The sequence below is a fragment of the Paenibacillus auburnensis genome, from assembly GCF_927798115.1.
In the GTDB taxonomy this organism is placed as follows: Bacteria; Bacillota; Bacilli; order Paenibacillales; family Paenibacillaceae; genus Paenibacillus_AQ; species Paenibacillus_AQ auburnensis.
In genome coordinates this window covers 300,384-322,565 of the sequence record NZ_CAKMMG010000002.1, presented here as the reverse complement: position 1 = coordinate 322,565, position 22,182 = coordinate 300,384, and the positions used below count along the sequence as shown (strand labels likewise).

The window sequence follows — 22,182 nt, the reverse complement described above, 5'->3', positions numbered from 1 at the left end:
GGCAATTAGCAATAATCCATTAGGAGGGATGACCAGTGCTCATCGGCGATTATTACTTGCCTTCCTACAGCGGGGATTGTTATCCGGGAAGCGGACAACGCTCCTCGGACACTGATGCTGCTGCGCGCAAGTTGTCTCTGGAACATGAGATTCTGATCCTCCGCAGCAGGATGGAGCAGCTCTTCATGCAGGAGCAATCCTTCACTTCGCAGCATGTGATCGAAATCAGCTGTCTGCTGGATCTCAAAATCAATGAATATATGAAGAAATCATACCGCAGCCTCTAGCTGTGTATATTTTTTGACCAAGGGCCCCAGGGCCCTTTTTTTTGTGCTGAAAATTGACTGTATGAGGGCAGCGTTTCAAGAGCTGGATATTGAAACTTCTTGCGATTTTCGCGGGTAGCCCGTAGGATCACTTTCCGCCTTCTCGTGCGGCTCTGCGTCTGCCTGTGTACAAGGCCACACCGTAACCCGCTCCGGTAACCATAAAGAACAGAAAATGATAGATAAATTCCCGTTCGGGAGCATTTAGGTAGCTGACAATATTGACGCCGATGAACAGCAGCATTAGAGTCGCCTCCCTAAGCGGCAGCTTGCGCTGGTTAGTACCATAGATACTGCCGGTAAAGCTTTTGAAGCCGGTAAAATCCTCATGCGGAGTCCCATTTTCTCTGGAGGTGTTATCCACGCTGTGCTTGTACAGAAGCGAATGCAGGAGGGTGGAATCTTTATAATAACTGCCGATGGACTTTCTGGAATGCTGCGGACTGTAGAGAAAAAACGCATCGTCCATGAGCTCAACATGAATCTGGTTCAAATGAAACGTAAAAATTGTGCGGTATTCACGATAGCGCATCGTATCCTTACCGAGTTCAACAAAAGCATTCTTAACCAAAATGATATACATCACGCTGAGCCCCAGAAAAAGCCCACCAATCGTAATTAGCAGCAGGGCGGCTGCAATTTCGGCTTCATAGCAACCTATCCAGATGAAAAAAAGCGACGTGGCAACAGTAAAAGCAGCGACGACATAATTCCATCTCGACATGCGGAATACCAGCGGATGGTGCTGGCCCTCAGGATCGGCAGATTCCAGCTTCGGATTGATTCTTCCATGCATACCCTTCAGCCTCCTTTTGGCAGGATCGGTAAAGGTCTATTCCCTCTATTACCCCTAAACCGTGAGTATACATAGACGAAATCCCGTATTTCCCGCGCCCAGGCAGTTATTGACATGGCAGAAATGCCGGGCTTCATTTGCCTAATTTGTATAGTTGCGATTAAACTGTAATTATGTGATTTAAGTGTAGGGGGAGGAAGAACACTATGGCGATTTATACGCGTACGGGAGATAAAGGAGAGACATCGGTGATCGGCGGCCGGGTAGGCAAGGACGATGTCCGCGTCGAGGCTTACGGTACGATCGATGAGCTGAACAGCTTTGTAGGGCAGGCCCGCAGCCTGATGGAGGATGACAGATTCACCGATGTGCGTGAACAGCTGCTGGAGATTCAGCATGAGCTGTTTGACTGCGGCTCGGATCTGGCTTTTGTGAAGCTGAGCGAGAATAAATTCAAGGTCAAAAGCGAAATGGCAGAGCGTCTGGAAGGCTGGATTGATCAGCTTCAGGCGGAGAATCCGGTGCTGGAACGGTTTATTCTGCCGGGCGGAAGCCAGCTATCTTCTGTGCTCCATGTCTGCCGTACAGTCTGCCGGCGTGCGGAACGGCGTGCGGTTACCCTCGGGCGGAGTGCGGATATCAATCCGGAGGCGGTTATCTACCTGAACCGGCTGTCGGACTATTTCTTTGCGCTCGCACGGACGGCAAATACACGGCTGGGGATTGCTGACGTAGAATATGTGCGCAGTAAAAAGGTGTTCCGCAACTAACATGAGCAGCTATTATTCACCGATTACGTATTTAGTGCCGCCGCAGGAAGACGGCTGGCTGCTTAAAACCATTCTGCAGAAGCGGATGGATGTCTCCCGCAAGCTGCTGTCCCGGCTCAAGATGACGGAGCAGGGCATCATGCTGAACGGGGAACGTGTCTATATCAGTGTACGGGTAAGCAGCGGAGACCGGGTGGAAATCCGCATGGAGCAGGAAACGTCGGAGGATATTTTGCCGCAGGATATCCCCTTTGACATTCTGTATGAAGATGAGCATCTGCTGGTGGTGAATAAAGCCGCAGGCATCATTGTGCATCCGACGCACGGACATTACACGGATACGCTGGCGAACGGAGTCATGCATTACTGGGCGGCAAAAGGGGAGCAGTACCGCTTCCGTCCGGTTCACCGTCTGGATCAGGAGACCTCCGGAGTACTGGTGATTGCCAAGAACCCTTACAGCCACCAGCATATTTCCGAGCAGATGATTGCCGGCACGGTGGATAAGCGTTACGCCGCCTTCGTGCACGGCGTGCCTGCGCTTCCTGCGGGTGATATCGACGGCCCGATCGACCGGGACCCGGCAGAGCCGCACCGGCGGATCGTGACGCCGGATGGTTATCCCTCCTTGACCCGGTACGAGGTTAAGGAGGTTTTCCCGGGCCGCGCAGCCCGGGTCGAGCTGAAGCTGGAGAGCGGACGCACCCATCAGATCCGGGTGCATATGAGCTCGATCGGCTGCCCGCTGATCGGCGACGGCATGTACCGCCACCGGCTGTACGGCCGGGGGCCGGTGGAGGCGGAGCTGGCAGCACCGGCGGCAAAGACGGAGCTGGAGGCAGAGCTGTTGCCTCCAGCAGAGGGCGTGCTGACGCCGGAGGAAGCGGCGCAGCTTGCCCGGATCGCCGAGCTGGATGCGGCGATCCCACGTCAGGCGCTGCACGCGGTGCGGCTTTCCTTCAAGCACCCGGTAGGACTAGCAGAGCTGATCTTCGAAGCGCCGCTGCCGCCTGATATGGCGCTGCTGCAGCAGAAGCTGCGGCAGGAGCAACTTTAACTTAATACCGAAGGAGTCAGTTATGAGTCACTTAAAAGTCTATCAATACCCGAAATGCAGCACATGCCGCAGTGCAGTGAAATGGCTGAAGGATCAAGGCCATGAGCTGGAACTGCAGCATATTGCCGAGCAGCCGCCCACAGTGGAGGAGCTGCGTGTGCTGCTGGCGAACAGCGGACTGCCGCTGAAGAAATTTTTTAATACAAGCGGGGAAGTTTATAAGGAACTTGGGCTGAAGGACAAGCTGGCCGGTCTCAGTGAAGACGAGCAGCTTGAGCTGCTGTCCAGCCATGGAATGCTAATCAAACGTCCGGTAGTGACAGACGGCAAGAAAGTCACCGTCGGCTTTAAAGAAGAACAATACGGCGAAGCCTGGAGCAACGCCTAATCTGATTGAATATAAGGAGAGGTTACACATGAGTTCAGCAACAACGGGCCGGGTAATGATCGTCGATGGAATGGCTCTGCTGTTCCGGGCCTTTTATGCAACCTCGTATGGAGGATATATCCGCAAGACAAAGGCCGGTCTGCCGACCAATGCGGTGTACGGATTTTTGCAGTATTTTTTCGACGCGGTGAGCACGTTCGAGCCTTCCCATGTTGTCTGCTGCTGGGATATGGGCAAGGGTACCTTCCGCACTGAGAAGTATGACGGTTATAAATCTAACCGGATCGATGCGCCGCTGGAGCTGATTCCGCAGTTCGATCTGGTCAAGGAAGTAGTGGCCGAGCTGGGCGTGCCGAATATTGGGCTTGTGGGCTACGAGGCAGATGACTGCATCGGCACACTGGCTGCCTGCTACGGCGGGGAGTCTGAGGTATACATCCTCACCGGTGATCACGATATGCTGCAGCTGGTCAATGATAACGTCAAGGTCGTCATTATGAAAAAAGGCCGTTCTAACTATAAAGTGTACGATCCGGCGGAGCTGCTGGAGGAAAAAGGGCTTACGCCCAGACAGGTCATTGACCTGAAGGGCTTCATGGGTGATACGAGTGACAATTATCCCGGCGTAAAAGGCATCGGCGAGAAGACAGCGCTGAAGCTGCTGACTGAATACGGCACCGTCGAAGGTGTAATTGAGAATCTGCATCTGCTGCCGAAGGGCGTGCGCTCTAAGATTGAGGCGGATCTGGATATGCTGCATTTGTCGAGGGAGCTGGCGGAAATCCGCTGTGATGTGCCGGTTGTCTGCACCCTGGCTGAATGCCTGTGGGAGCTGCAGCGTGATACGGCGGCGCGCAAATTCCAGGAGCTGGAGTTCGGCAGCCTCATGCATCTGATCGGTGAGATGGGTGAGGTGCGTGATGAGCGGGGTATCGTGCAGATTGAACTTGGGGATCTGGGTTAACGCTAAGGATGCCGGGCAAAAAGCTTCCCGGAATTAAGCATGACTGTTCCATAATAGTTTTCTGACATTCAAAAAGCGCCTTTGGACCGTTTACGGTCCGAAGGCGCTTTTTCCATGTGGAGGACAGATACAAGCCACCGGTTAGCACACCAATAGCATCATACCAGACTCAAATTATGATCCCCTCGCAGTGATCGACCTCATGCTGAATGATCTGCGCAGTCAGGCCGGTGAAAACCTGCTTATGCTGCTTGAAGTTACGGTCGAAGAACTCTATCTCAATGCTCTGATAACGGAGAGTCTGGCGTACGCCTTCCAGTGAGAGGCAACCTTCCTCTGTTTCATAGGGCCCGGTACGCTTGGTGATGACCGGATTGATCATGGGGATGTTCATTGGCCCGATGCTGAACACAATGATGCGCTTGTTGACACCAATCATGTTGGCCGCCATACCGACACACCGGTCTTCATTTGCCCGAAGTGTATCCAGCAGGTCATCTACCACCTGCATATCTTCTCTGGTTGCCGGAGCGGACCTCTGGCTTAAAATGTTCATATCTTTACAAATAGGTCTGATCATCATACTCTCCATGTCTGCTTTATTTTGTTGTTAGCTGTCCCTGCCATAATATCATCTGGGGATTAGTCAGGACAATGAAATTAATCTTTCCGATATGCAAAGGAGATACGACTTTCATCGCTTCCCGGGCCCCTGCATACGGTCAGGAGTGCTTAATATAAAGATTGACGAATACGAAGAATCTTGATTATAATATTAATATAACTGTTAAGTGATTAATATATTTATTAACTTTTAGAGGAGCGATAACCAAATGGCTAAACGCATGGTATTGAACACGGACATCCGCAAAGGAACCATTAACCGTAACATCTACGGACATTTCGCTGAACATCTGGGACGCTGTATCTATGAAGGCATCTGGGTGGGCGAAGATTCGCCGATTGCCAATACGAAGGGTATCCGCAACGATGTTGTGGAAGCGCTTAAGGAAATCAAGATTCCGGTGCTGCGCTGGCCGGGCGGCTGCTTTGCGGATGAATACCACTGGAAGGACGGCATCGGTCCGCGCGAAGGCCGCAAACGGATGATCAATACACACTGGGGCGGCACAGTGGAGAATAACCATTTTGGCACCCATGAATTTATGGAATTGTGCGCCATGCTGGAATGTGAACCTTACATTAACGGCAATGTAGGCAGTGGAACCGTTCAGGAAATGTCCGAATGGGTGGAATATTTGACGTTTAACGGAGTTTCACCGATGGCAGAGCTGCGCCAGGAGAGTGGACGCGAGGAGCCTTGGAGCGTGACTTATTTTGGCGTGGGGAATGAGAACTGGGGCTGTGGCGGAAACATGCGTCCAGAATATTACGCCGATCTGTACCGCCGTTACCAGACGTATGTCCGCAATTATGGCGACAATAAGATTCACCGGATCGCCTGCGGTGCGAATGCAGATGACTATAACTGGACAGAAGTGCTCATGCGTGAAGCCACCCGGTTCATGGATTCGATCACACTGCATTATTACACGCTGCCAACAGGCGAATGGCAAACAAAGGGTGCGGCTACCGGTTTTGAGACCAAAGAATGGTTCTCTACGCTGGAAAAGGCATTACACATGGATGAGCTGGTTACCCGACACAGCGTCATTATGGATAAATATGATCCGGAGAAGCGCGTTGGCCTGATCGTCGATGAATGGGGAACCTGGTATGATGTCGAGCCGGGAACCAATCCGGGCTTCCTCTATCAGCAGAACTCCATCCGGGATGCGCTGGTTGCGGGCTTGACTCTGAACATTTTCCACAAGCACAGTGACCGGGTGCGGATGGCTAACATTGCCCAGACGATCAACGTGCTGCAGGCTGTAATTCTTACCGAAGGGGAGAAAATGATTCTGACGCCTACCTACCATGTTTTCAACATGTATAAGGTGCATCAGGATGCAGAGCTGCTGGATTTGGCGCTGGAGAGCGGAACCTACAGCTTCGAAGGACGCGAAATTCCGGAGGTGTCGGCCTCTGCTTCTGTTACCGCAGAAGGCGTGATTCATGTCAGCTTGTGCAACTTGAACCATGCAGCAGCAGCTAAGCTTCCGCTGGAGCTGCGCGGACTTGCCGGACAGGCGGCAGAAGTGACCGGAACGACGCTAGCCGGAACGGCGATTGATGCCCATAATACCTTCAGTGAGCCGGAAGCGGTAGCGCCACAGCCGTTTACCGCCTTCCAGCTGGAAGACGGTGTCCTCAGCCTGGAGCTGCCTCCGATGTCGGTTACCGTACTGGAAATTAAGACGAAGGCTTAAGGCGGAGATCTAAGATGAGTACAACAACTGCCTGCAAAGGCTGCCGGGATGATTACAAAGTGACAGAGGCGCAGATTGCCCGGATTCTGGCTTCCTCGATGTTCACGCCGGACAATACAGCGCCGGAAGAAGTATACGCGGCCCGCTTCGCACTGTGTTCCGCGTGTCCCAAGCTTCAAGACGGCGTGACCTGTACCGCCTGCGGCTGTATTATTCCGGTTGTCGCCCGGCTCAAAGCCCGCGGCTGCCCGTTGCCGGGAGGCGGGCTGTGGCAGCCGGTCGTTGATTAAACCGTGTGGGTGAAGCCATGCGATGAATAAGCTTAACCTGTGCATAAGGATTTCCCGCTGCACGAGGGCATAATAGAACAGCGGCAGTCATGGACGATTGAAAATGTCCTTGGCTGCCGCTTTTTTTGTGCCTTATTCGGCTGCTTCAGCCGGCTCTGCGGAGCTGGCGCTATCGGTATAGAACAGCTCAACGACCAGATCGTCATTGTAATTGCCGAATCCCTTGCCGAATAGGGTAAGGCCGCCGATATGTTCAGCATCTTCATCTACGGAGAGACGGAAGGTCCACTGCTTGTCCCTGATGCCGACTTGCTCAAGCGTGATGTCAGATAGCTTAAGGCCGTCCATGAATGTTCCTTTTGGTGTAATGCGCAGCTGCTTAAGCAGGCCGTATTGGTTGGTATACGCAGGCCACCATAAGGGTGTGTATTTCCCCAGGCGGTCACCGTAGTCACCCGGACTTGTCCAATAACCCAGCTTATGGCCATTCAGGGTGAAGGCGATGTCTGACGGCCAATTGTTGTTGGTTGAAGGGGCTTCGGAGGCAATCTCCATCGTAATGACGAGCTCCTCCGGCTGCTGGCTGGTTAACAGGAAGTTCGGGATTTTGTATTCAACATATCCTTTTCCAAACCACAGAATACCGGCATTTACCCGTTCCATATCCCAGAAATAACGCGGGTCGTCGAAGTTGCCGATCACCTGCTCCGTAGTCGCCAGCCCGCAGGTGGGTTCGATCTGGAAATCGGAGTAGTGGCCGACGGGGATATCTTTGCGGTAAGCCTTACGTTCAGCTTTGGCCTGTGCAGGGAAGATGATTTCTACATTCTCGGCAGCAAGTGAACAGATCTTCTGTAAACCGCTTCGTCCGGGAGCCATGTGGGTGCGGATTAGCCCGGCAGCTTCCAGTTTGCGCACATGCATCGTCATAATCGCGCTGCTCAGATTGACTGCTCCCGCCAGCTCCTTGACGTTCATGGATTGAACAGCAAGCAACCGGAGCATATGAAGGCGTACGCTACTGGATAATGCTTCGTACACCGGTAAAGAGTCTTCGGTAAGATCAAGTTTCATGAGAACCTCCGGTTCATGTTATATAGTTAATAATTATATTATTTAAATGTCTTCGGTACAAGCTAAAAGACAAGAATGGCGCTTCACTTTTATCACAGACAAGGTCTGGTAGGGGCTTCTATAATGGATTGGATAAATTAGCGAACGAACAAGGTGCCCTTGTCAGGCAAGGGGTAACAGGGAATCGGGTGAAACTCCCGAGCGGTCCCGCCACTGTAAGAAAGAGCTGAACTTCAGGATGTCACTCGGCAAGGCTGCCGGGGAAGACGAAGATTTGGCGTTTGTATTTCGAGCCAGGAGACCTACCTTGTTGGCGCACACCACGACTCTACGCGGATAAGAGCGGTGTACGAACGGGTTAATGAAATAGAGGCCGGGTGGTTGCCGCGGACGGGAATCCTGAGATTTGTTGCGGTATCCGCCGGGATAAGCTGCTGTATTGCATTCCTGTGAAGATTCCATGCTGCAGCAGACCGACATCCTCTCTTGCATAACTGATGACGTACATAGCACTCCCACCCCTTAGGGCCGGGAGTTTTTGTTATGGACCAGAAAAATTGCGTTGGCGCATGTTCTGTCTGATCTACATATGAACGGGGGAAAAGGAATGGAGAAACAAGGAAAGCTGCTGATTATCGGCTTTGGCCCCGGTGCCCTGGAACAGATTACAGGCCGAGCACTCGCTGCGATTGAGGAGAGCGAAGCGGTCATCGGCTACAACACTTATGTCGAGCTTATTAAGCCGCTGCTGAAGTATCAGGAAATAGTCGGCACAGGGATGACCGAAGAAGTCAGCCGGGCTCAGGAAGCTGTACGCCGGGCGGAGGCGGGCCAGACGATAGCCGTCATCTCCAGCGGGGATGCCGGCGTGTACGGAATGGCCGGACTGGTCTATGAGGTGCTGATGGAACGCGGCTGGAACCGTACAGAGGGTGTAGAGGTTGAGGTGATCCCCGGAATATCGGCGATTCAGTCCTGCTCATCCCTCCTCGGAGCACCGATTATGCATGATTCGTGCACGATCAGCCTAAGCGACCATCTTACGCCATGGGAGAGCATAGCCGCGCGGGTTGATGCAGCGGGTGCTGCGGATTTTGTAATTGCCTTTTATAATCCGCGCAGCGGCAAGCGGACGCGCCAGATCGAAGAGGCGCGCAGTATTCTGCTCCGCCACCGAGATCCGGCCACGCCGGTAGGCATTGTCAAGAATGCCTACCGGGACCGCCAGCAGGTCATTGTAACGACGCTGCAGGAGATGCTGGAGCATGAGATCGGCATGCTCTCTACAGTCGTGGTAGGCAACTCTGCTACCACTGTGTATGACGGCCTGATGGTGACGCCGCGCGGTTATGAGCGCAAGTACAATCTTGGCGCGGAGACCCAGGCGCTGAAGCCGCACGAGCGGCTGCGGACCGCAGCGGAGCCCTGGTCGCTGGCGGCAGCAGCGCAGAGTACTTCCGGCAGCGGCGGGACCAACAGCACTGCGGATAGCAGTGCCCCTGCTGTCCTGCAGAAGAGGAGCGGGGAGAAGAACAGGATGACCCAAAAAACCATACTGCTTGTAGGCCATGGCAGCCGGATTGAAGAGGGCAATGAGGAATTGCGGAATTTTACAGCTCAGCTTGCTGCCCGTAAGCCTGAGTTGAACATTGAAACCTGTTTCATCGAATTGGCTTCTCCTTCGATTGCCGGAGGGATTGAACGATGTGTAGCCGGCGGTGCCGGGGTGGTGTATGTTGTGCCGATTATTTTATTTGCAGCAGGACATTCCAAGCTCGATATCCCACTGGCGATTGACCAGGCCAAAAAGCAGTATCCCGAAGTGGAGTTTATCTACGGTCGTCCGGTTGGTGTGCAGGAGAGAGCGGTGGATATTTTACTGGACCGGATTACGGAGGCTGTGCCTCTGGGACTGCGGGATAAACCTGAGACAGAGCCGGTAGCTGCAGAGGATACCATCGTGCTTGTCATGGGCCGCGGAGGCAGCGATCCTGATGCGAACAGTGATTTCTACAAGCTGGCAAGGCTGCTGTGGGAACACACTGCTTATAAAAGCGTTGAGAGCTGCTTTATCGCCATTGCCCGGCCATCGCTGAACGAGGGCCTGGAACGCTGTCTGGCACTGGGTGCGCGCAAAATTGTAGTGCTGCCGTATCTGCTCTTCACCGGAGTGCTGATGAAGCAGTTTACAGAGAGGGTCGCAGAGTTCGCCGCAGCGCATCCGGAGGTCGAGGTGGAGCTCGGCAGCTATATCGGAAATCATCCGCTGCTGGCGGATATGCTCGCAGAGCGTATTGAGGAGACGCTGGAAGGTAAGTCCTTCGCCAACTGCGATAACTGCAGATACCGGGTTGCAGCAGGGTTGTTGCATCACCATCACCATCACCATCATGGTGAAGAAGGACACGGGCATGACCATGGACATGGACACGGACACATCCATGAGCCTCATCATGGTGATGAACATGACCCGCACCAAGGTCACAATCATCATCACGGGCATTCCCATGCACATGATCATGGACATGATGATTCTGTCCCGACGGCTGCTGCGGGCAGCCCGAAGGAGCTGTAACACGATGATTCTGATGCTCTGCGGGACAGGCGACGCGCGGGAGCTGGCGCTGGTCTTGTCACGCCGGGGGCTGCCCCTGCTGGCCTCGGTAGTGACTGTAAGCGCGGCGGAACGGCTGGAGGAGGCTGGAATCCGCACCAGGACCGGGCGGCTGGATATGCAGGGGATGATCACGCTTTTGCAGGAAGGTAACTATCGCGCTGTGGTGGACGGCAGCCATCCCTTTGCGCTTGAGGCGCATGCCAATGCAATTCAGGCTGCGGCAGCGCTGGGACTGCCATACTTCCGCTATGAGCGGCGGAGTCTTGCGTTTGACAGTCATCCGAAGCTTATTCCTGTACATTCCTATGAGGAAGCGGCCCTTGCAGCGAAGGTGATCAAAGGCTCGGTGATGCTTACGACCGGAGGCAAGACACTGGAGGTTTTTGCGCAGGTACTGCTCGGTGACCCGAAAGTGCGCCTGACGGTCCGGTTGCTGCCCTGCCTGGAGAATATAGAGAAATGCCTGAGACTGGGAATTGAACAGCGGAATATCATTGCGCTTCAGGGACCTTTTTCGCGGGAAATGAATGAAGCCATGTTCCGGCATTACGGTACACAGGTCATGGTTACCAAGGAAAGCGGCGCACAGGGAGCTGTGGATGAGAAGCTGCGTACAGCGCTGGATATGGGGCTGTATGTCATCCTCATCACCCGGCAGCAGCTGTTGTTTGATGGGAATGGCGGAGTGTATGATTCCTTTGATGCGCTGGCAGAGGCGGTCCAGGCTGAGCTGGCGGAAAGGCCGGAGTACCGTTCGGTTACACGCTGAACAGGTGCAGGAACGAAAAGAAAGGGGAATGGACGTGGACTTCGGGACGGAGTTTAAGCCGCTGACGGTACAGCCGCAGGAAATAGAAGGTCTGAGCTTCCAAATGATTACGGAGGAACTTGGCAGTCATAATTTTAGTGACGAGCAGTATCCGGTGGTACAGCGGATCATCCATGCTTCGGCCGATTTCGAGCTGGGGCGGAGTCTGGTGTTTCATCCCCAGGCGATTGAAGCGGGAATCAACGCGATACTGCAGGGAATGCCGGTTATCGCTGATGTGCGGATGGTGGAGGCGGGCATCGCGAAAGAGCGGATTCAGCGGTATGGCGGGGAAGTCCGTGTGCATATATCGGATCCGGATGTTATCGAAGAAGCAAAAGCGCTGGGACTGACCCGGGCGATTGTCGCCACACGCAAAGCCTTTGTGGCTGCCCCGGGGGGGATCTATGTCATTGGCAATGCGCCAACGGCCCTGCTGGAATTGATACGTCTGATCAAAGAAGGTACAGCCCGGCCGGCGCTGGTTATCGGCATGCCGGTCGGCTTCGTATCCGCTGCTGAATCCAAGGATGAACTGCGCAAGCTGGATATTCCTTATATAACGAATACCGGGCGCAAAGGCGGCAGCACTGTAGTTGTGGCAGCGGTGAATGCCCTTAGTCTGCTGGCCGTCCGTCAGGCTAGAGGGAAATAAGAACCTATTAATCGGCAAAGAAGGGAATGCCATGACCGGAGAGAACGGAATGGACGGGCAGGCAGCGGCTGGGAGTCCGGGTCCGATGCGCCGGGGTTATACGACTGGTGCCTGTGCAGCGGCAGCAGCCAAAGGGGCGGCACTCTTGCTCATAACAGGTGAAGCGCCGGATAGCGTAGAGCTGTATTTACCAGCGGGATTCCACCACCGATTCGAATTGACCGGCTTCAAACGTCAAGGTGACATTAGCGCGACCTGCGCAACAATTAAGGATGCCGGGGATGACCCCGATGCGACACACGGGGCGTGGATTGAAGCTACGGTGAGCTGGCTGGATCACCCCTCGATCGAGATTGACGGCGGACGCGGCGTCGGCCGGGTAACGAAACCGGGCCTGCCGGTGGCAGTCGGCGAAGCGGCAATCAATCCGGTACCGCGGCGGATGATCTTGGAGGCTGTCTCCGAGGTGCTCGAGGAACATGGTGCAGCGCGCGGGCTGCGTGTTGTTATCAGTGTACCCGAAGGCGAAGCGATTGCCCGAAAGACACTCAACCCGCGGCTCGGCATCCTGGGTGGCATTTCCATTCTTGGTACGCGCGGCGTAGTGACTCCGTTCTCTACTGAAGCTTATCAGGCGAGCATTGTACAGGCGATTTCGGTCGCCGCCGCTACCGGGAACGGCCACTTGATATTGACCACCGGAGGCAGCAGTGAAAAACATGCGCAGGCGATGTTCAATGAGCTCCCGGAGGAAGCTTTTATCCAAATGGGTGAATATGTAGGGTTCTCACTCGGCCATGCCAAAGCTTACGGATTTCAGAAAGTGACGCTGGTGGGCATGGCCGGTAAATATTCCAAGGTGGCGCAAGGTGCGATGCTGATCCATTCCAAAAATGCGCCTGTAGACTTCGGCTTTCTCGCCGCCGTTGCCGCTGAGGCAGGGGCTGATAAACGACTGGTACAGGAGGTTGCAGTCGCAAATACCGCCTCTCAGGTCGTGGATCTGATGACTGAGGCGGGGCATTTGGAGTTTTTTGAACAGCTGTGCCGCCATGCCTGCAGCCAATGTCTGAAGCAGGTGAATGGAGGCATGACGGTGGAGATGGTGCTGATTACGATGAAGGGCAGGCTGCTGGGGAGGGCGGAGATCCGTGGATAAAATAATATATATCATCGGCATTGGTGAAGACGGCGCCGGGGGATTGACGCCGCAGAGCCTGAGCAGAGTGCAGGAGAGCGAAGTACTGTTTGGCGGAGAACGGCAGCTTTCATTCTTCAGCCGGTACTGCGGGGAGAAAATCGTCCTGCAGGGCGGACTGGAGGCCTTTGCCGACAAGCTGGAGGGGCTCTATAGAGAGCGTCAGACGGTGGTGCTTGCCTCCGGAGATCCGCTCTTTTACGGAATAGCCGGCTTTCTGGTCCGGCGGTTCGGGCCGCAGCATGTTGAGGTGGTTCCGCATTACAGCAGTGTGCAGCTTGCTTTTGCCCGGCTTGGCGACAGCTGGCAGGATGCGGAGCTTGTCAGTCTGCACGGGCGGCCGATTACAGGACTGGCCCAGCGGATTGACGGCAGACACAAGGTGGCGCTGCTGACCGATCCGGTCAATAATCCGGCGGTCATCGCCGCCTACTTGCTGGAGTTCGGCATGCTGGAATATGAAGCCTTTGTTTGTGAGCGGCTGGGCGGTCCCGAAGAAGTCTGCCGGTTCTGGGAGCTGGACGATATGGCCAGGCATGACTTTGCAGCGCTGAATGTAGTGATTCTGCGCCGGAAGCCGGAAAGCACTGCCGGTGTGCGGCGCGGGTTTGCTTATCCGGACGAAGCGTTTAAGCAGCGGAAGCCGGAGAAGGGGCTGATCACAAAGCGCGAAGTACGCGCTCTGGTGTTATCCGAGCTGAATCTGGCGGAGAATGCGGTAGTCTGGGATATCGGCTCCGGTTCCGGGGCGGTTGCTGCGGAATGTGCGCGGATTGCCCGTCTTGGTAAAATTTTTGCATTGGAGAAAGAGCAGGTTAATCTGCCGAACATGGAGGCGAACCGGCGGAAATTCCGCGCCGATTATACGATTGTTCACAGCAAGGCGCCGGAGGGGCTGGACAAGCTGCCCGATCCGGATGCTGTATTCATTGGCGGCAGCGGCGGCGAGCTTGCCGATATTATTGCACAATCGGCTGGACGGCTGCGGCCGGGCGGAGTGATTGTCGTTGCTGCGATCACGATTGAGACGTTATATGGAAGTATGGAGGCGCTGAGGGCGGCCGGTCTGAATCCGGAGGTTACGCACCTTCAGGCTTCTCGGGGCAAGCCGATTCTAGGCATGACCCGGCTGGAAGGGATGAATCCCGTCTATGTCATTAGCGGGACGAAGGCCGATTTCTAAACTCAAATTAAAGGAGGAAGCGTGGATGAGCACAATGGAGCAGGAGACACAGCCGCAGCTTGCAGGCGGGGACAATTCAGCCGGGACACAACGGATAGAGGCAATGGAGCAGACGGCAAGCGCAGGATATAGGCTTTTTGAAGAAGATTTGCTTCCCGAGGATGAGCCTGCCCTGCTGGCAGTCGGAACGCTGTATGGGGTCGGTGTTGGCCCGGGCGATCCGGAGCTGATCACAGTCAAAGCTTGCCGTCTGCTCAAGGAATGTCCGGTTATCGCGTATCCCGCCGCCAAAAAAGGGGGCAAGTCCTACGCCCATGAAATCGTGGAAATATATGTGGATGCGGAGCAAAAAACGATGCTGGGCCTCGTCTTCCCGATGACCAAGGATCCGGTGCAGCTGGAGAACGGGTGGCGCTGGACAGTTGAGCTGTGCTGGAATGAGCTGCGTCACGGGAATGATGTTGCTTTTGTGACCGAGGGTGATCCTAACCTGTACAGCACGTTTATCCATTTGGCCCGGCTGATGCAGGAGCTTCATCCCGGGGTGCCGGTTGTGTCCGTTCCGGGAATCTCTTCGGTGCTGGGTGCAGCCGCTGCGCTCGAACAGCCGCTTGCCGACGGCAACCAGCGGGTAGGCATTATTCCTGCCACCGAAGACCGTGAGGCGCTGAAGGAGGCGCTGCTCCATCACGACACCATCGTTTTCCTTAAAGTAGCGAAGGTACTGGATACCGTGCTGGATGTACTGGACGAATTAGGCCTGGGCGGTAAAGCCTCGGTTGTCACCAAAGTGACTTCACCGTATGAAACGGTATGGCGGGATGCCCGCAAGCTGCGCGGTACGGAACTGGAGTATTTGAGCCTGATGGTGGTGAGCAAATGACGGACCTGCTGCTGGAGCCAAAAGTATACATCGTCGGTGCTGGACCCGGCGACCCGGAGTTGATTACCGTCAAGGGCAGCCGGATTCTGCGTTCGGCGGATCTTGTGCTCTATGCGGATTCCCTGGTAAGCGAAGCGCTGATTCACAGTGCCAAGGACGGGGCTGAAGTGCTGCAAAGCTCGGGCATGGACCTAGAGCGGCAGGTGGAGCTGATGGTGCAGGCTGTCCAGGCCGGGAAAAGTGTCGCCCGCGTGCACACTGGTGATCCCTCCATGTACGGGGCGATCCTTGAACAGATGTCGCTTCTGAAACTGTGCGGCGTCAGCTATGAGATCGTTCCGGGCGTCAGCTCCGTCTTCGCTTCGGCAGCGGCACTGGGTGCGGAGCTGACGGTGCCGGAACTGACGCAGACGGTGATCCTTACCCGTGCCGAAGGGCGCACACCGGTACCGGAACGCGAGCAGCTGCGGCGGCTTGCCGAGCACCACTGCACGGTGGCGCTTTTTCTCAGTGCATCGCTGGCCGGGCATGTCGCCGGCGAATTTCTCGCCGCCGGCTGGAGCCCCGATACACCTGTGGCTGTCGTTAAGCGGGCTACCTGGCCGGATCAGCAGATTCTGCGGACGACGGTGGAGCGGCTGGAGGGAGACTTGCAGGAAGCCGGGATTACGATGCATGCGATGATTCTGGCCGGACGGGCACTGGATCCGCAGCTGGTTGACCATGGTGCGCCCCGCTCGAAGCTTTACGATAAGACCTTCACCCATGGGTTCCGGGAGGGGACCAGCCAGCATGGTTAGGAAGGTTGCGGCTGTAGCCATTACGCGAAACGGAATCGAATTGGCCCTGAAGCTGGGCGGGCTGCTCGCAGATACTGAGGTGTATTGCTATGCGAAATACAGCGGGGAGCTGGAAGAGATTCCTGGTGAACGCCGGATTTTTGCCGGTTCTGTCAAAGAGCTGCTGCCGAATCTCTTCCGGCGGTATGAGGCGGTTATTCTGTTCTTCTCGCTCGGCGCGGCCGTCCGGCTGATCGCACCGCTTCTGGAGGACAAAAAAACCGATCCTGCGGTCATCGTCATTGATGAGGGCGGAGAACATGTCATCAGTGTGCTGTCCGGCCATCTGGGCGGGGCGAACAGGCTGACGCTGCAAATAGCCGAACTGCTTCAGAGCCGTCCCGTGATTACTACAGCTTCGGATGTGCAGGGCACCTTCGCCGCAGATCTGCTGGGCCGCGAATTCGGCTGGCGGGCGGATAGCTTCGCCCCGATGAAAAGTGTCAGCGCGGCTATCGTCAACGGTGAGCCGGTAGCCTTCCTGCAGGAGAGCGGCGAGCGGGACTGGCTTCCGGCAGGAGCTGTGCTGCCGGATCATATCCAGCTCTGCGCGGACATGCTGGAGCTGCTGCAGGTGCCCCGCAGCGCGGCAATTGTTGTAACCGACCGCCTGCTGAAGCCGGAGGAAGTCGCGGCGCTTGGAGAACGGACCGCCGTGTACCGGCCCCGTAGCCTGGTGCTCGGCCTCGGCTGCAACCGCGGGACACCGGCAGCAGAGCTGGAAGCCGTGGTTATGGAAACCCTGGCTGAGCTGGGGCTGTCTCTTTTAAGCGTCCGGAATGCCGCAACCGCCGCTATTAAAGGTGATGAAGCAGGACTCCTTGCGCTATGCGGGAAATATGGCTGGGAGCTCAGTCTGTATTCTCCGGAGCAGCTGAACTCCGTGCCGCTGGACTGTCCTTCGGAGATTGTTTTCAAGGCGACCGGTGCATATGGCGTCTGTGAACCGGCAGTATTGCTGTCTTCCGGCAGCGGTCAGCTGCTGTTGCCCAAGAAAAAAAGCGGCAATGTAACGATTGCCGTAGCCAGGGTAACTTATACCGGATAAGCCGGATATAGCGGTAATGCGAATTTTGGGATCGGAGGGGAAGGCGGATGGATGAAAAGGAAGAGAACGATAACCTTAGGAAACAGCTGAGCCAGTCGCAGCACCGTCCGCGCCTCATCGTAGCCGGCACCGGCAGCGGTTCGGGCAAAACGACGGTGACACTGGGGCTGATGCGGGCTTTTGCCCGGCGCGGGCTGAAGGTGCAGGGCTTCAAATGCGGCCCGGATTATATTGATTCGGCCTATCATGCTGCCGTAACGGGCTATCCTGCCCGCAATCTTGATTCCTGGATGACCCCGGACAGCTACCTGCTGGAATATTTCCTGCGTTCCTCCGAGAATGCTGAGCTCTCGGTGATTGAAGGGGTTATGGGGCTTTATGACGGTAAAGAAGCAGCAGCGCTGACCGGGTCTACTGCCGAGATTGCGCTTCTCACCGATAGCCCCATTCTGCTTGTAGTGGATGTGCGCAGCATGGGCCGCAGTGCGGCGGCGGTAGTGCTTGGCTTTCAGCAGCTGGAGCCGCGTGTGCGGATTGCCGCTGTAATGGTGAACCGATGCGGAAGCGCCAGCCATTTCGGAACGGTCAAAACGGCCATCGAAGCTGCCTGCGGAATCCCTGTTATCGGCGGGCTGCCGCGGGACGGCGGGCTGGACATTCCGGAGCGGCACCTGGGCCTGCTACCCGCCGTGGAGCGCGGGGAGCTGGAGCCCTTGTTTGATCACGCCGCCGATCTGCTGGCGGAGGGTACGGATCTGGAGATGCTGCTGGGCATTGCACAGGCAGCGAATCCGCTGACTCTTGGTGCAGCTGACAAGGACTGTTCCTGCATAGTAGCTTCATCCACTTCTGGGTGTGCAGCGGAGGAAGTGCAGGCTGGCCCGGCTGCTGATGGCAGGAAGCTTCCGCACCCGGCTCCGGTCATCGCCGTCGCCCGGGATGCCGCATTTAATTTCTACTACGCCGACAATCTGGAGCTGTTAGCCCATGCCGGAGCGCGGCTGGTTGAATTCAGCCCGCTACGCGGTGACGGCATCCCGCCGGAGGCGGACGGCATTTACCTCGGCGGCGGTTTTCCGGAGGAATTCGCTGCGGAAATTGCCGGCAATGAGAGTTTTCTTGCCGGCCTTAGAGCTGCTGCAGGACAGGGAATGCCGCTGTATGCAGAATGCGGTGGATATATGGTGCTGGCCCGCACACTTACCGACCGTGCCGGAGCTGTGCATAAGATGGCGGGGGTAATACCAGCCCATGCGGTCATGCAGGAACGCCGTGCCGCACTCGGCTACCGTGAGGTTACAGCGCTGCAGGACAGCCTGCTGCTCAAGCAGGGAGAGCGCCTGCGCGGCCATGAATTTCATTACTCCGTGATGAGCTACGAAGCAGGGGAACCCCGGTCCTATGCCTATGAGACCAAGGGAAGGGGAGGCGTTCATCCTGAGGGGTATCACCAGGGGAATGTCATGGCCGCCTATACGCATATTCATCTGGCCTCTTATCTGCCGGCGGCGGCAAGGCTGGTGGCGGCATGCCGCAGCTATTTGCGCGGAAACAGACTTTAAGTGAAGGATACAGCAGTCTGCCCGGGTATTCCGGGTATGGGGCGGTATCTTTTTTTGCTTTTAAGAGATGTATGTCAACCGCTTGTCATATGAACAGTAGCCACGTATAATTATTTCAGTAGAGCGCTTTATTATCGGAATTATAACGGAGAAGCCGGTGATCCGGCTTGCCGCTCATAACGAAGGGAGACTGCTGCAGTGAGAAGACTGGGAGCAATTGAAGCAGGGGGAACAAAGTTTGTATGTGGAGTCGGGCATGAAGACGGTACAATTATCGAGCGGGTAAGCTTTCCTACGACAACCCCGCAGGAGACGATGAGTCTGGTGCTGGACTATTTTACCGGCAAGAATATAGAGGCGATCGGAATTGGTTCGTTCGGACCGATTGATCCGGTGCTTGGCAGCCCCACCTACGGACACATCACCACTACACCTAAACCCCACTGGGGAGGGTATAATCTTGTTGGCGCTGTTTCCGGACAATTTCAGGTGCCGGTTGGTTTCGATACGGATGTGAACGGTGCTGCGTTGGGTGAATATACGTGGGGCGCTGCGCAAGGACTGGACAGTTGTCTATATATTACTGTCGGAACAGGTATTGGAGCCGGTGCGGTTGTCGGAGGAGAGCTGATTCACGGCTTGTCCCATCCGGAAATGGGGCATATTCTCGTTCCCCGGCATCCCGAGGATACCTACGGCGGCTTCTGCCCTTATCACGGGGATTGCCTGGAAGGCCTGGCTGCGGGTCCGGCTATCGGTAGCCGCTGGGGTAAGCCTGCCGGCGAGCTCCCCGCGGATCATCCGGCCTGGGCGATGGAGGCCCACTATCTGGCCCATGCACTGATGAACTATGTACTGATCCTGTCTCCGCAAAGAATCGTTATGGGCGGCGGTGTTATGAAGCAGAGCCAGCTGTTTCCCCTGATTCATACCAAGCTGCAGGAGCTGCTCAGCGGGTATGTCCAGCATCCTGCACTGAATGCAGAAATCGGCAGCTATATTGTTCCGCCGCAGCTTGGCGACAATGCCGGGCTTTCCGGAGCACTGGGTCTTGCCAAGCTGGCACTCGCCAGAGCGTAGCATAAAAAGAGATTGACTGTACGGAAATTTATGGTATTGTAGGATTCAACAGTATAGCATTCAGAGGAAGCACCTCTTTCACGATTATCGTGAAAGAGGTGCTTTTTGTGCGTTCAGGAGATGTATTGGAGCTGTGGAGGCTCTGGTTACACCGTGGCCTCCGGCCGGCGCAGCGATCATGCTTGCTGTAAGACGAGGAAGGTAGGGATTCATATGCAGATTGTATTTATGAACCGGTTATCCAGAATATCTGGAGTAGAACAGGAGATTTTTGCCCAGCTTTGGATTGGCGAGGAGGAGGGAGTATGGCGCCTGGGCTGGAAGGATTTCGCGGGCAATCTTGAAACAGATGAGCATATCTGGTATGAGGGCGGCTCGTGGAATGAAATGCTCTGCGTCTACAGGCATGAGCTGGCGGTGAAGATGGGTGCCGGTTACCGTCCGCTGATTGACGGTGTGTTTCATGACGAGGAGAATCTGGCCCAGCGCAGCCGTGAGCAGCTGCAGCTGCAGTATTACAGTGAACATCACGGCAATGAGGCTGTCTATGAGGAACTGTGTGCTTGGCGCCGGGGTAAGGCATCTAGCGAACGGAAAGCGCCGTATATTCTCGCCAGTAACCGTCTGCTGCGTATGCTCAGCGCCTACCTGCCCCGCACGCCTGAGGAGCTGCTGCAAATCCCTGGTGTCGGGGAAGGAAAGGCTTCACAGCATGGTGGGGATTGGCTGAATATCACCTCTGCTGTACCCCGGGAGCACAATTATCCGCTGAATTGGGTGTTTGAAGCGGTGGATGATGAGGAATTCTCTTCTTGGCTCTTTAAGCAGAAAGAGATCAAATATAAGAAGCAGCTGGAACGTTTGCGGCTTCGGCGGATCCTGCTTCAGGGCATTGAGAACGGCCTGGATATGGAGCAGCTGAAGGTATCCAGCGGAGTCAGCCGCCGCGAAGTGCTCGAATCTGTTGAAGAGCTGGAGAAGGAGGGATATTCAGTGGAGAAGCTGATCGAGCTTGAGCTAAGGGAGGTTACGGCGGAGGAGCAGAACCGCATTTGGACTGCCTATGAGCTGATGGGTGATTCGTATCTGAAGCCAGCGCTTTATAAAGCTTACGGGGAGAATTTCTCGCCGGCAGAGGGGCTGGATTTGTATTATGAACGCCTGCGGCTGATCCGTATCCGTTTCCGCCGGATACAGGATGCCGGAATGGGAATCGCGACGAGTTTTTAATCAGAGAAAAATGGATCACCGCCCCTTTAGGAATCAGCACCTATTTGCGTTATGATACTGGTAAGCGCGATTACAAAGGAGCGATTCGTATGATTGTGACATTGACAGTTAATCCAAGTGTGGATGCCAGCACGAGTATTGAAAAGGTAGTTCCTGACCACAAGCTCCGCTGCCGGGAAGCCTCGTATAAACCGGGCGGTGGCGGGATCAACGTGTCCCGGGCGATCCGCAGATTGGGTGGGGAATCACTGGCCCTTTATGCCTCGGGCGGTCTGCATGGACAATTGCTGCATCATATGCTTGAGCAGGAGGGCGTGCGCCATCAGGAGATCCGGATTTCAGGGCAGACGCGCGAAAATCTGATCGTCGTTGAGGAATCAACGGGCCAGCAGTTCCGTTTTGACATGCCGGGCCCGCATTTTATTGAAGGGGATTGGTTGCAGTGCCTGGAGCAGCTAAAAGCCTTAACGGAGAAGCCAACCTATGTTGTCGCCAGCGGCAGCCTGCCGCCGGGATGTCCGGCGGATTTCTATGGGCGCGTAGTAGAAACTGCGAAGCAGTGGAATGCCCGGGTAATTGTGGATACTTCAGGAGAAGCGCTGCAATACGCTGCAGATGCCGGTGTCTACCTGCTGAAACCGAATGCGCGTGAACTGGAAGAGCTTGTCGGGCACGGCATCGCTGGTGATGAAGAATTAAAGGCAGCTGCGCTTGAGCTGATTGAACAGGGACGGACCGAAGTGGTGGTGGTCTCTTTAGGCGGACAAGGCGCACTGCTGATTACCAGGGAAGGCTGTGAGCATTTGAATGCTCCTGAAGTTCAGGTGCTTAGCGTCGTTGGTGCAGGAGACAGTCTGGTAGCAGGGACCGTATATAGCCTGGAGCGCGGAAGGCCTCTGCGTGAAGCCGTCCAGTTCGGAATTGCTTCCGGCAGCGCGGCCGTGATGAATCCGGAGCGGGAGCTGTGCAAGCGTGAAGATACAGAACGTTTATTTGCTGAGATGAAGGAAGCGGATGAGGCGGGCCGCTGATCAGCGTCATGCCGTAAATGTGCTATTTGTGTTTGTGACCTAACCAAAAAGGC

23 protein-coding genes and 1 riboswitch are annotated in these 22,182 nt (G+C 55.5%); of the genes, 19 read left to right on the top strand and 4 right to left on the bottom strand.

The features are described 5' to 3' along the window. Positions 1–35 precede the first annotated feature (35 nt). The gene (locus L6H70_RS13325) at positions 36–287 is read left to right on the top strand and encodes an aspartyl-phosphate phosphatase Spo0E family protein (protein WP_236333778.1); all 252 of its coding nucleotides are present in this window, start codon (positions 36–38) and stop codon (positions 285–287) included. Between the two features lie 127 nt (positions 288–414). Here L6H70_RS13325 and L6H70_RS13320 read toward each other — a convergent pair whose 3' ends face one another. Continuing rightward, positions 415–1,122, bottom strand: coding sequence for a hypothetical protein (locus L6H70_RS13320; protein ID WP_236333775.1), 708 nt, complete (start codon positions 1,120–1,122; stop codon positions 415–417). A 206-nt stretch (positions 1,123–1,328) separates the two neighbouring features. Here L6H70_RS13320 and L6H70_RS13315 point away from each other — a divergent pair, with 206 nt between their 5' ends. From L6H70_RS13315 to L6H70_RS13300, 4 genes are read left to right on the top strand one after another with little or no spacing between them, the layout of a single operon-like run. Continuing rightward, complete coding sequence (locus tag L6H70_RS13315) at positions 1,329–1,892, top strand: cob(I)yrinic acid a,c-diamide adenosyltransferase (RefSeq protein ID WP_236333772.1); 564 nt, start codon at positions 1,329–1,331, stop codon at positions 1,890–1,892. 1 nt (position 1,893) lies between these two features. After that, complete coding sequence (locus L6H70_RS13310; protein WP_236333770.1) at positions 1,894–2,949, top strand: RluA family pseudouridine synthase; 1,056 nt, start codon at positions 1,894–1,896, stop codon at positions 2,947–2,949. Between the two features lie 22 nt (positions 2,950–2,971). Continuing rightward, positions 2,972–3,337: an arsenate reductase family protein gene (locus L6H70_RS13305; RefSeq protein WP_236333768.1), complete on the top strand. Its 366-nt coding sequence runs from the start codon at positions 2,972–2,974 to the stop codon at positions 3,335–3,337. Between the two features lie 28 nt (positions 3,338–3,365). Next, positions 3,366–4,301, top strand: a complete 936-nt coding sequence (locus L6H70_RS13300) for a 5'-3' exonuclease (protein WP_236333766.1) — start codon at positions 3,366–3,368, stop codon at positions 4,299–4,301. 169 nt (positions 4,302–4,470) lie between these two features. On the opposite strand, the gene L6H70_RS13295 is transcribed toward L6H70_RS13300, so the two are convergent. Further along, on the bottom strand, positions 4,471–4,881 hold the full coding sequence (locus L6H70_RS13295) for a peptide deformylase (RefSeq protein WP_279306753.1): 411 nt from the start codon (positions 4,879–4,881) through the stop codon (positions 4,471–4,473). 253 nt (positions 4,882–5,134) lie between these two features. Here L6H70_RS13295 and L6H70_RS13290 point away from each other — a divergent pair, with 253 nt between their 5' ends. Continuing rightward, the gene (locus tag L6H70_RS13290; RefSeq protein ID WP_236333763.1) at positions 5,135–6,631 is read left to right on the top strand and encodes an alpha-N-arabinofuranosidase; all 1,497 of its coding nucleotides are present in this window, start codon (positions 5,135–5,137) and stop codon (positions 6,629–6,631) included. A 14-nt stretch (positions 6,632–6,645) separates the two neighbouring features. Further along, positions 6,646–6,921 carry a DUF6171 family protein gene (locus L6H70_RS13285; RefSeq protein WP_236333761.1) on the top strand — a complete coding sequence of 92 codons (276 nt, stop codon included), beginning with the start codon at positions 6,646–6,648 and terminating at the stop codon, positions 6,919–6,921. A 132-nt stretch (positions 6,922–7,053) separates the two neighbouring features. On the opposite strand, the gene L6H70_RS13280 is transcribed toward L6H70_RS13285, so the two are convergent. Beyond that, on the bottom strand, positions 7,054–7,995 hold the full coding sequence (locus L6H70_RS13280; protein WP_236333759.1) for an ArsR/SmtB family transcription factor: 942 nt from the start codon (positions 7,993–7,995) through the stop codon (positions 7,054–7,056). Between the two features lie 134 nt (positions 7,996–8,129). Continuing rightward, positions 8,130–8,319, top strand: a riboswitch (cobalamin riboswitch). A gap of 34 nt (positions 8,320–8,353) precedes the next feature. Beyond that, positions 8,354–8,503, bottom strand: a complete 150-nt coding sequence (locus L6H70_RS13275) for a hypothetical protein (RefSeq protein WP_236333757.1) — start codon at positions 8,501–8,503, stop codon at positions 8,354–8,356. Positions 8,504–8,602: 99 nt separating this feature from the next. Here L6H70_RS13275 and cobJ point away from each other — a divergent pair, with 99 nt between their 5' ends. From cobJ to L6H70_RS13215, 12 genes are all read left to right on the top strand, one after another. Further along, a complete protein-coding gene (gene cobJ, locus L6H70_RS13270; protein WP_236333755.1) occupies positions 8,603–10,570 on the top strand; it encodes a precorrin-3B C(17)-methyltransferase in 1,968 nt (655 codons plus the stop codon). 4 nt (positions 10,571–10,574) lie between these two features. Further along, on the top strand, positions 10,575–11,381 hold the full coding sequence (cobK, locus tag L6H70_RS13265) for a precorrin-6A reductase (RefSeq protein ID WP_236333753.1): 807 nt from the start codon (positions 10,575–10,577) through the stop codon (positions 11,379–11,381). 34 nt (positions 11,382–11,415) lie between these two features. Further along, the gene (locus L6H70_RS13260) at positions 11,416–12,075 is read left to right on the top strand and encodes a precorrin-8X methylmutase (RefSeq protein ID WP_236334048.1); all 660 of its coding nucleotides are present in this window, start codon (positions 11,416–11,418) and stop codon (positions 12,073–12,075) included. Between the two features lie 31 nt (positions 12,076–12,106). Further along, on the top strand, positions 12,107–13,234 hold the full coding sequence (locus tag L6H70_RS13255) for a cobalt-precorrin-5B (C(1))-methyltransferase (RefSeq protein ID WP_236333751.1): 1,128 nt from the start codon (positions 12,107–12,109) through the stop codon (positions 13,232–13,234). After that, the gene (gene cbiE, locus L6H70_RS13250; RefSeq protein ID WP_236333749.1) at positions 13,227–14,456 is read left to right on the top strand and encodes a precorrin-6y C5,15-methyltransferase (decarboxylating) subunit CbiE; all 1,230 of its coding nucleotides are present in this window, start codon (positions 13,227–13,229) and stop codon (positions 14,454–14,456) included. Before L6H70_RS13255 ends, cbiE begins: the two co-directional genes overlap by 8 nt. Before the next feature lie 172 nt (positions 14,457–14,628). Continuing rightward, positions 14,629–15,339 carry a precorrin-2 C(20)-methyltransferase gene (cobI, locus tag L6H70_RS13245; protein WP_236334046.1) on the top strand — a complete coding sequence of 237 codons (711 nt, stop codon included), beginning with the start codon at positions 14,629–14,631 and terminating at the stop codon, positions 15,337–15,339. 5 nt (positions 15,340–15,344) lie between these two features. Further along, positions 15,345–16,139: a precorrin-4 C(11)-methyltransferase gene (gene cobM, locus L6H70_RS13240; protein ID WP_236334044.1), complete on the top strand. Its 795-nt coding sequence runs from the start codon at positions 15,345–15,347 to the stop codon at positions 16,137–16,139. Then, the gene (locus L6H70_RS13235) at positions 16,132–17,226 is read left to right on the top strand and encodes a cobalt-precorrin 5A hydrolase (protein ID WP_236333747.1); all 1,095 of its coding nucleotides are present in this window, start codon (positions 16,132–16,134) and stop codon (positions 17,224–17,226) included. The genes cobM and L6H70_RS13235 overlap by 8 nt, the downstream gene beginning before the upstream one ends. 47 nt (positions 17,227–17,273) lie before the next feature. Then, entirely contained in the window at positions 17,274–18,788 is a 1,515-nt protein-coding gene (locus L6H70_RS13230) for a cobyrinic acid a,c-diamide synthase CobB (RefSeq protein ID WP_236333745.1), read from the top strand. A 198-nt stretch (positions 18,789–18,986) separates the two neighbouring features. Then, a complete protein-coding gene (locus L6H70_RS13225; RefSeq protein ID WP_236333743.1) occupies positions 18,987–19,868 on the top strand; it encodes an ROK family protein in 882 nt (293 codons plus the stop codon). Between the two features lie 213 nt (positions 19,869–20,081). After that, on the top strand, positions 20,082–21,098 hold the full coding sequence (locus L6H70_RS13220; protein WP_236333740.1) for an HRDC domain-containing protein: 1,017 nt from the start codon (positions 20,082–20,084) through the stop codon (positions 21,096–21,098). A gap of 89 nt (positions 21,099–21,187) precedes the next feature. Continuing rightward, positions 21,188–22,129, top strand: a complete 942-nt coding sequence (locus L6H70_RS13215) for a 1-phosphofructokinase family hexose kinase (RefSeq protein WP_236333738.1) — start codon at positions 21,188–21,190, stop codon at positions 22,127–22,129. Positions 22,130–22,182: the final 53 nt, after the last annotated feature.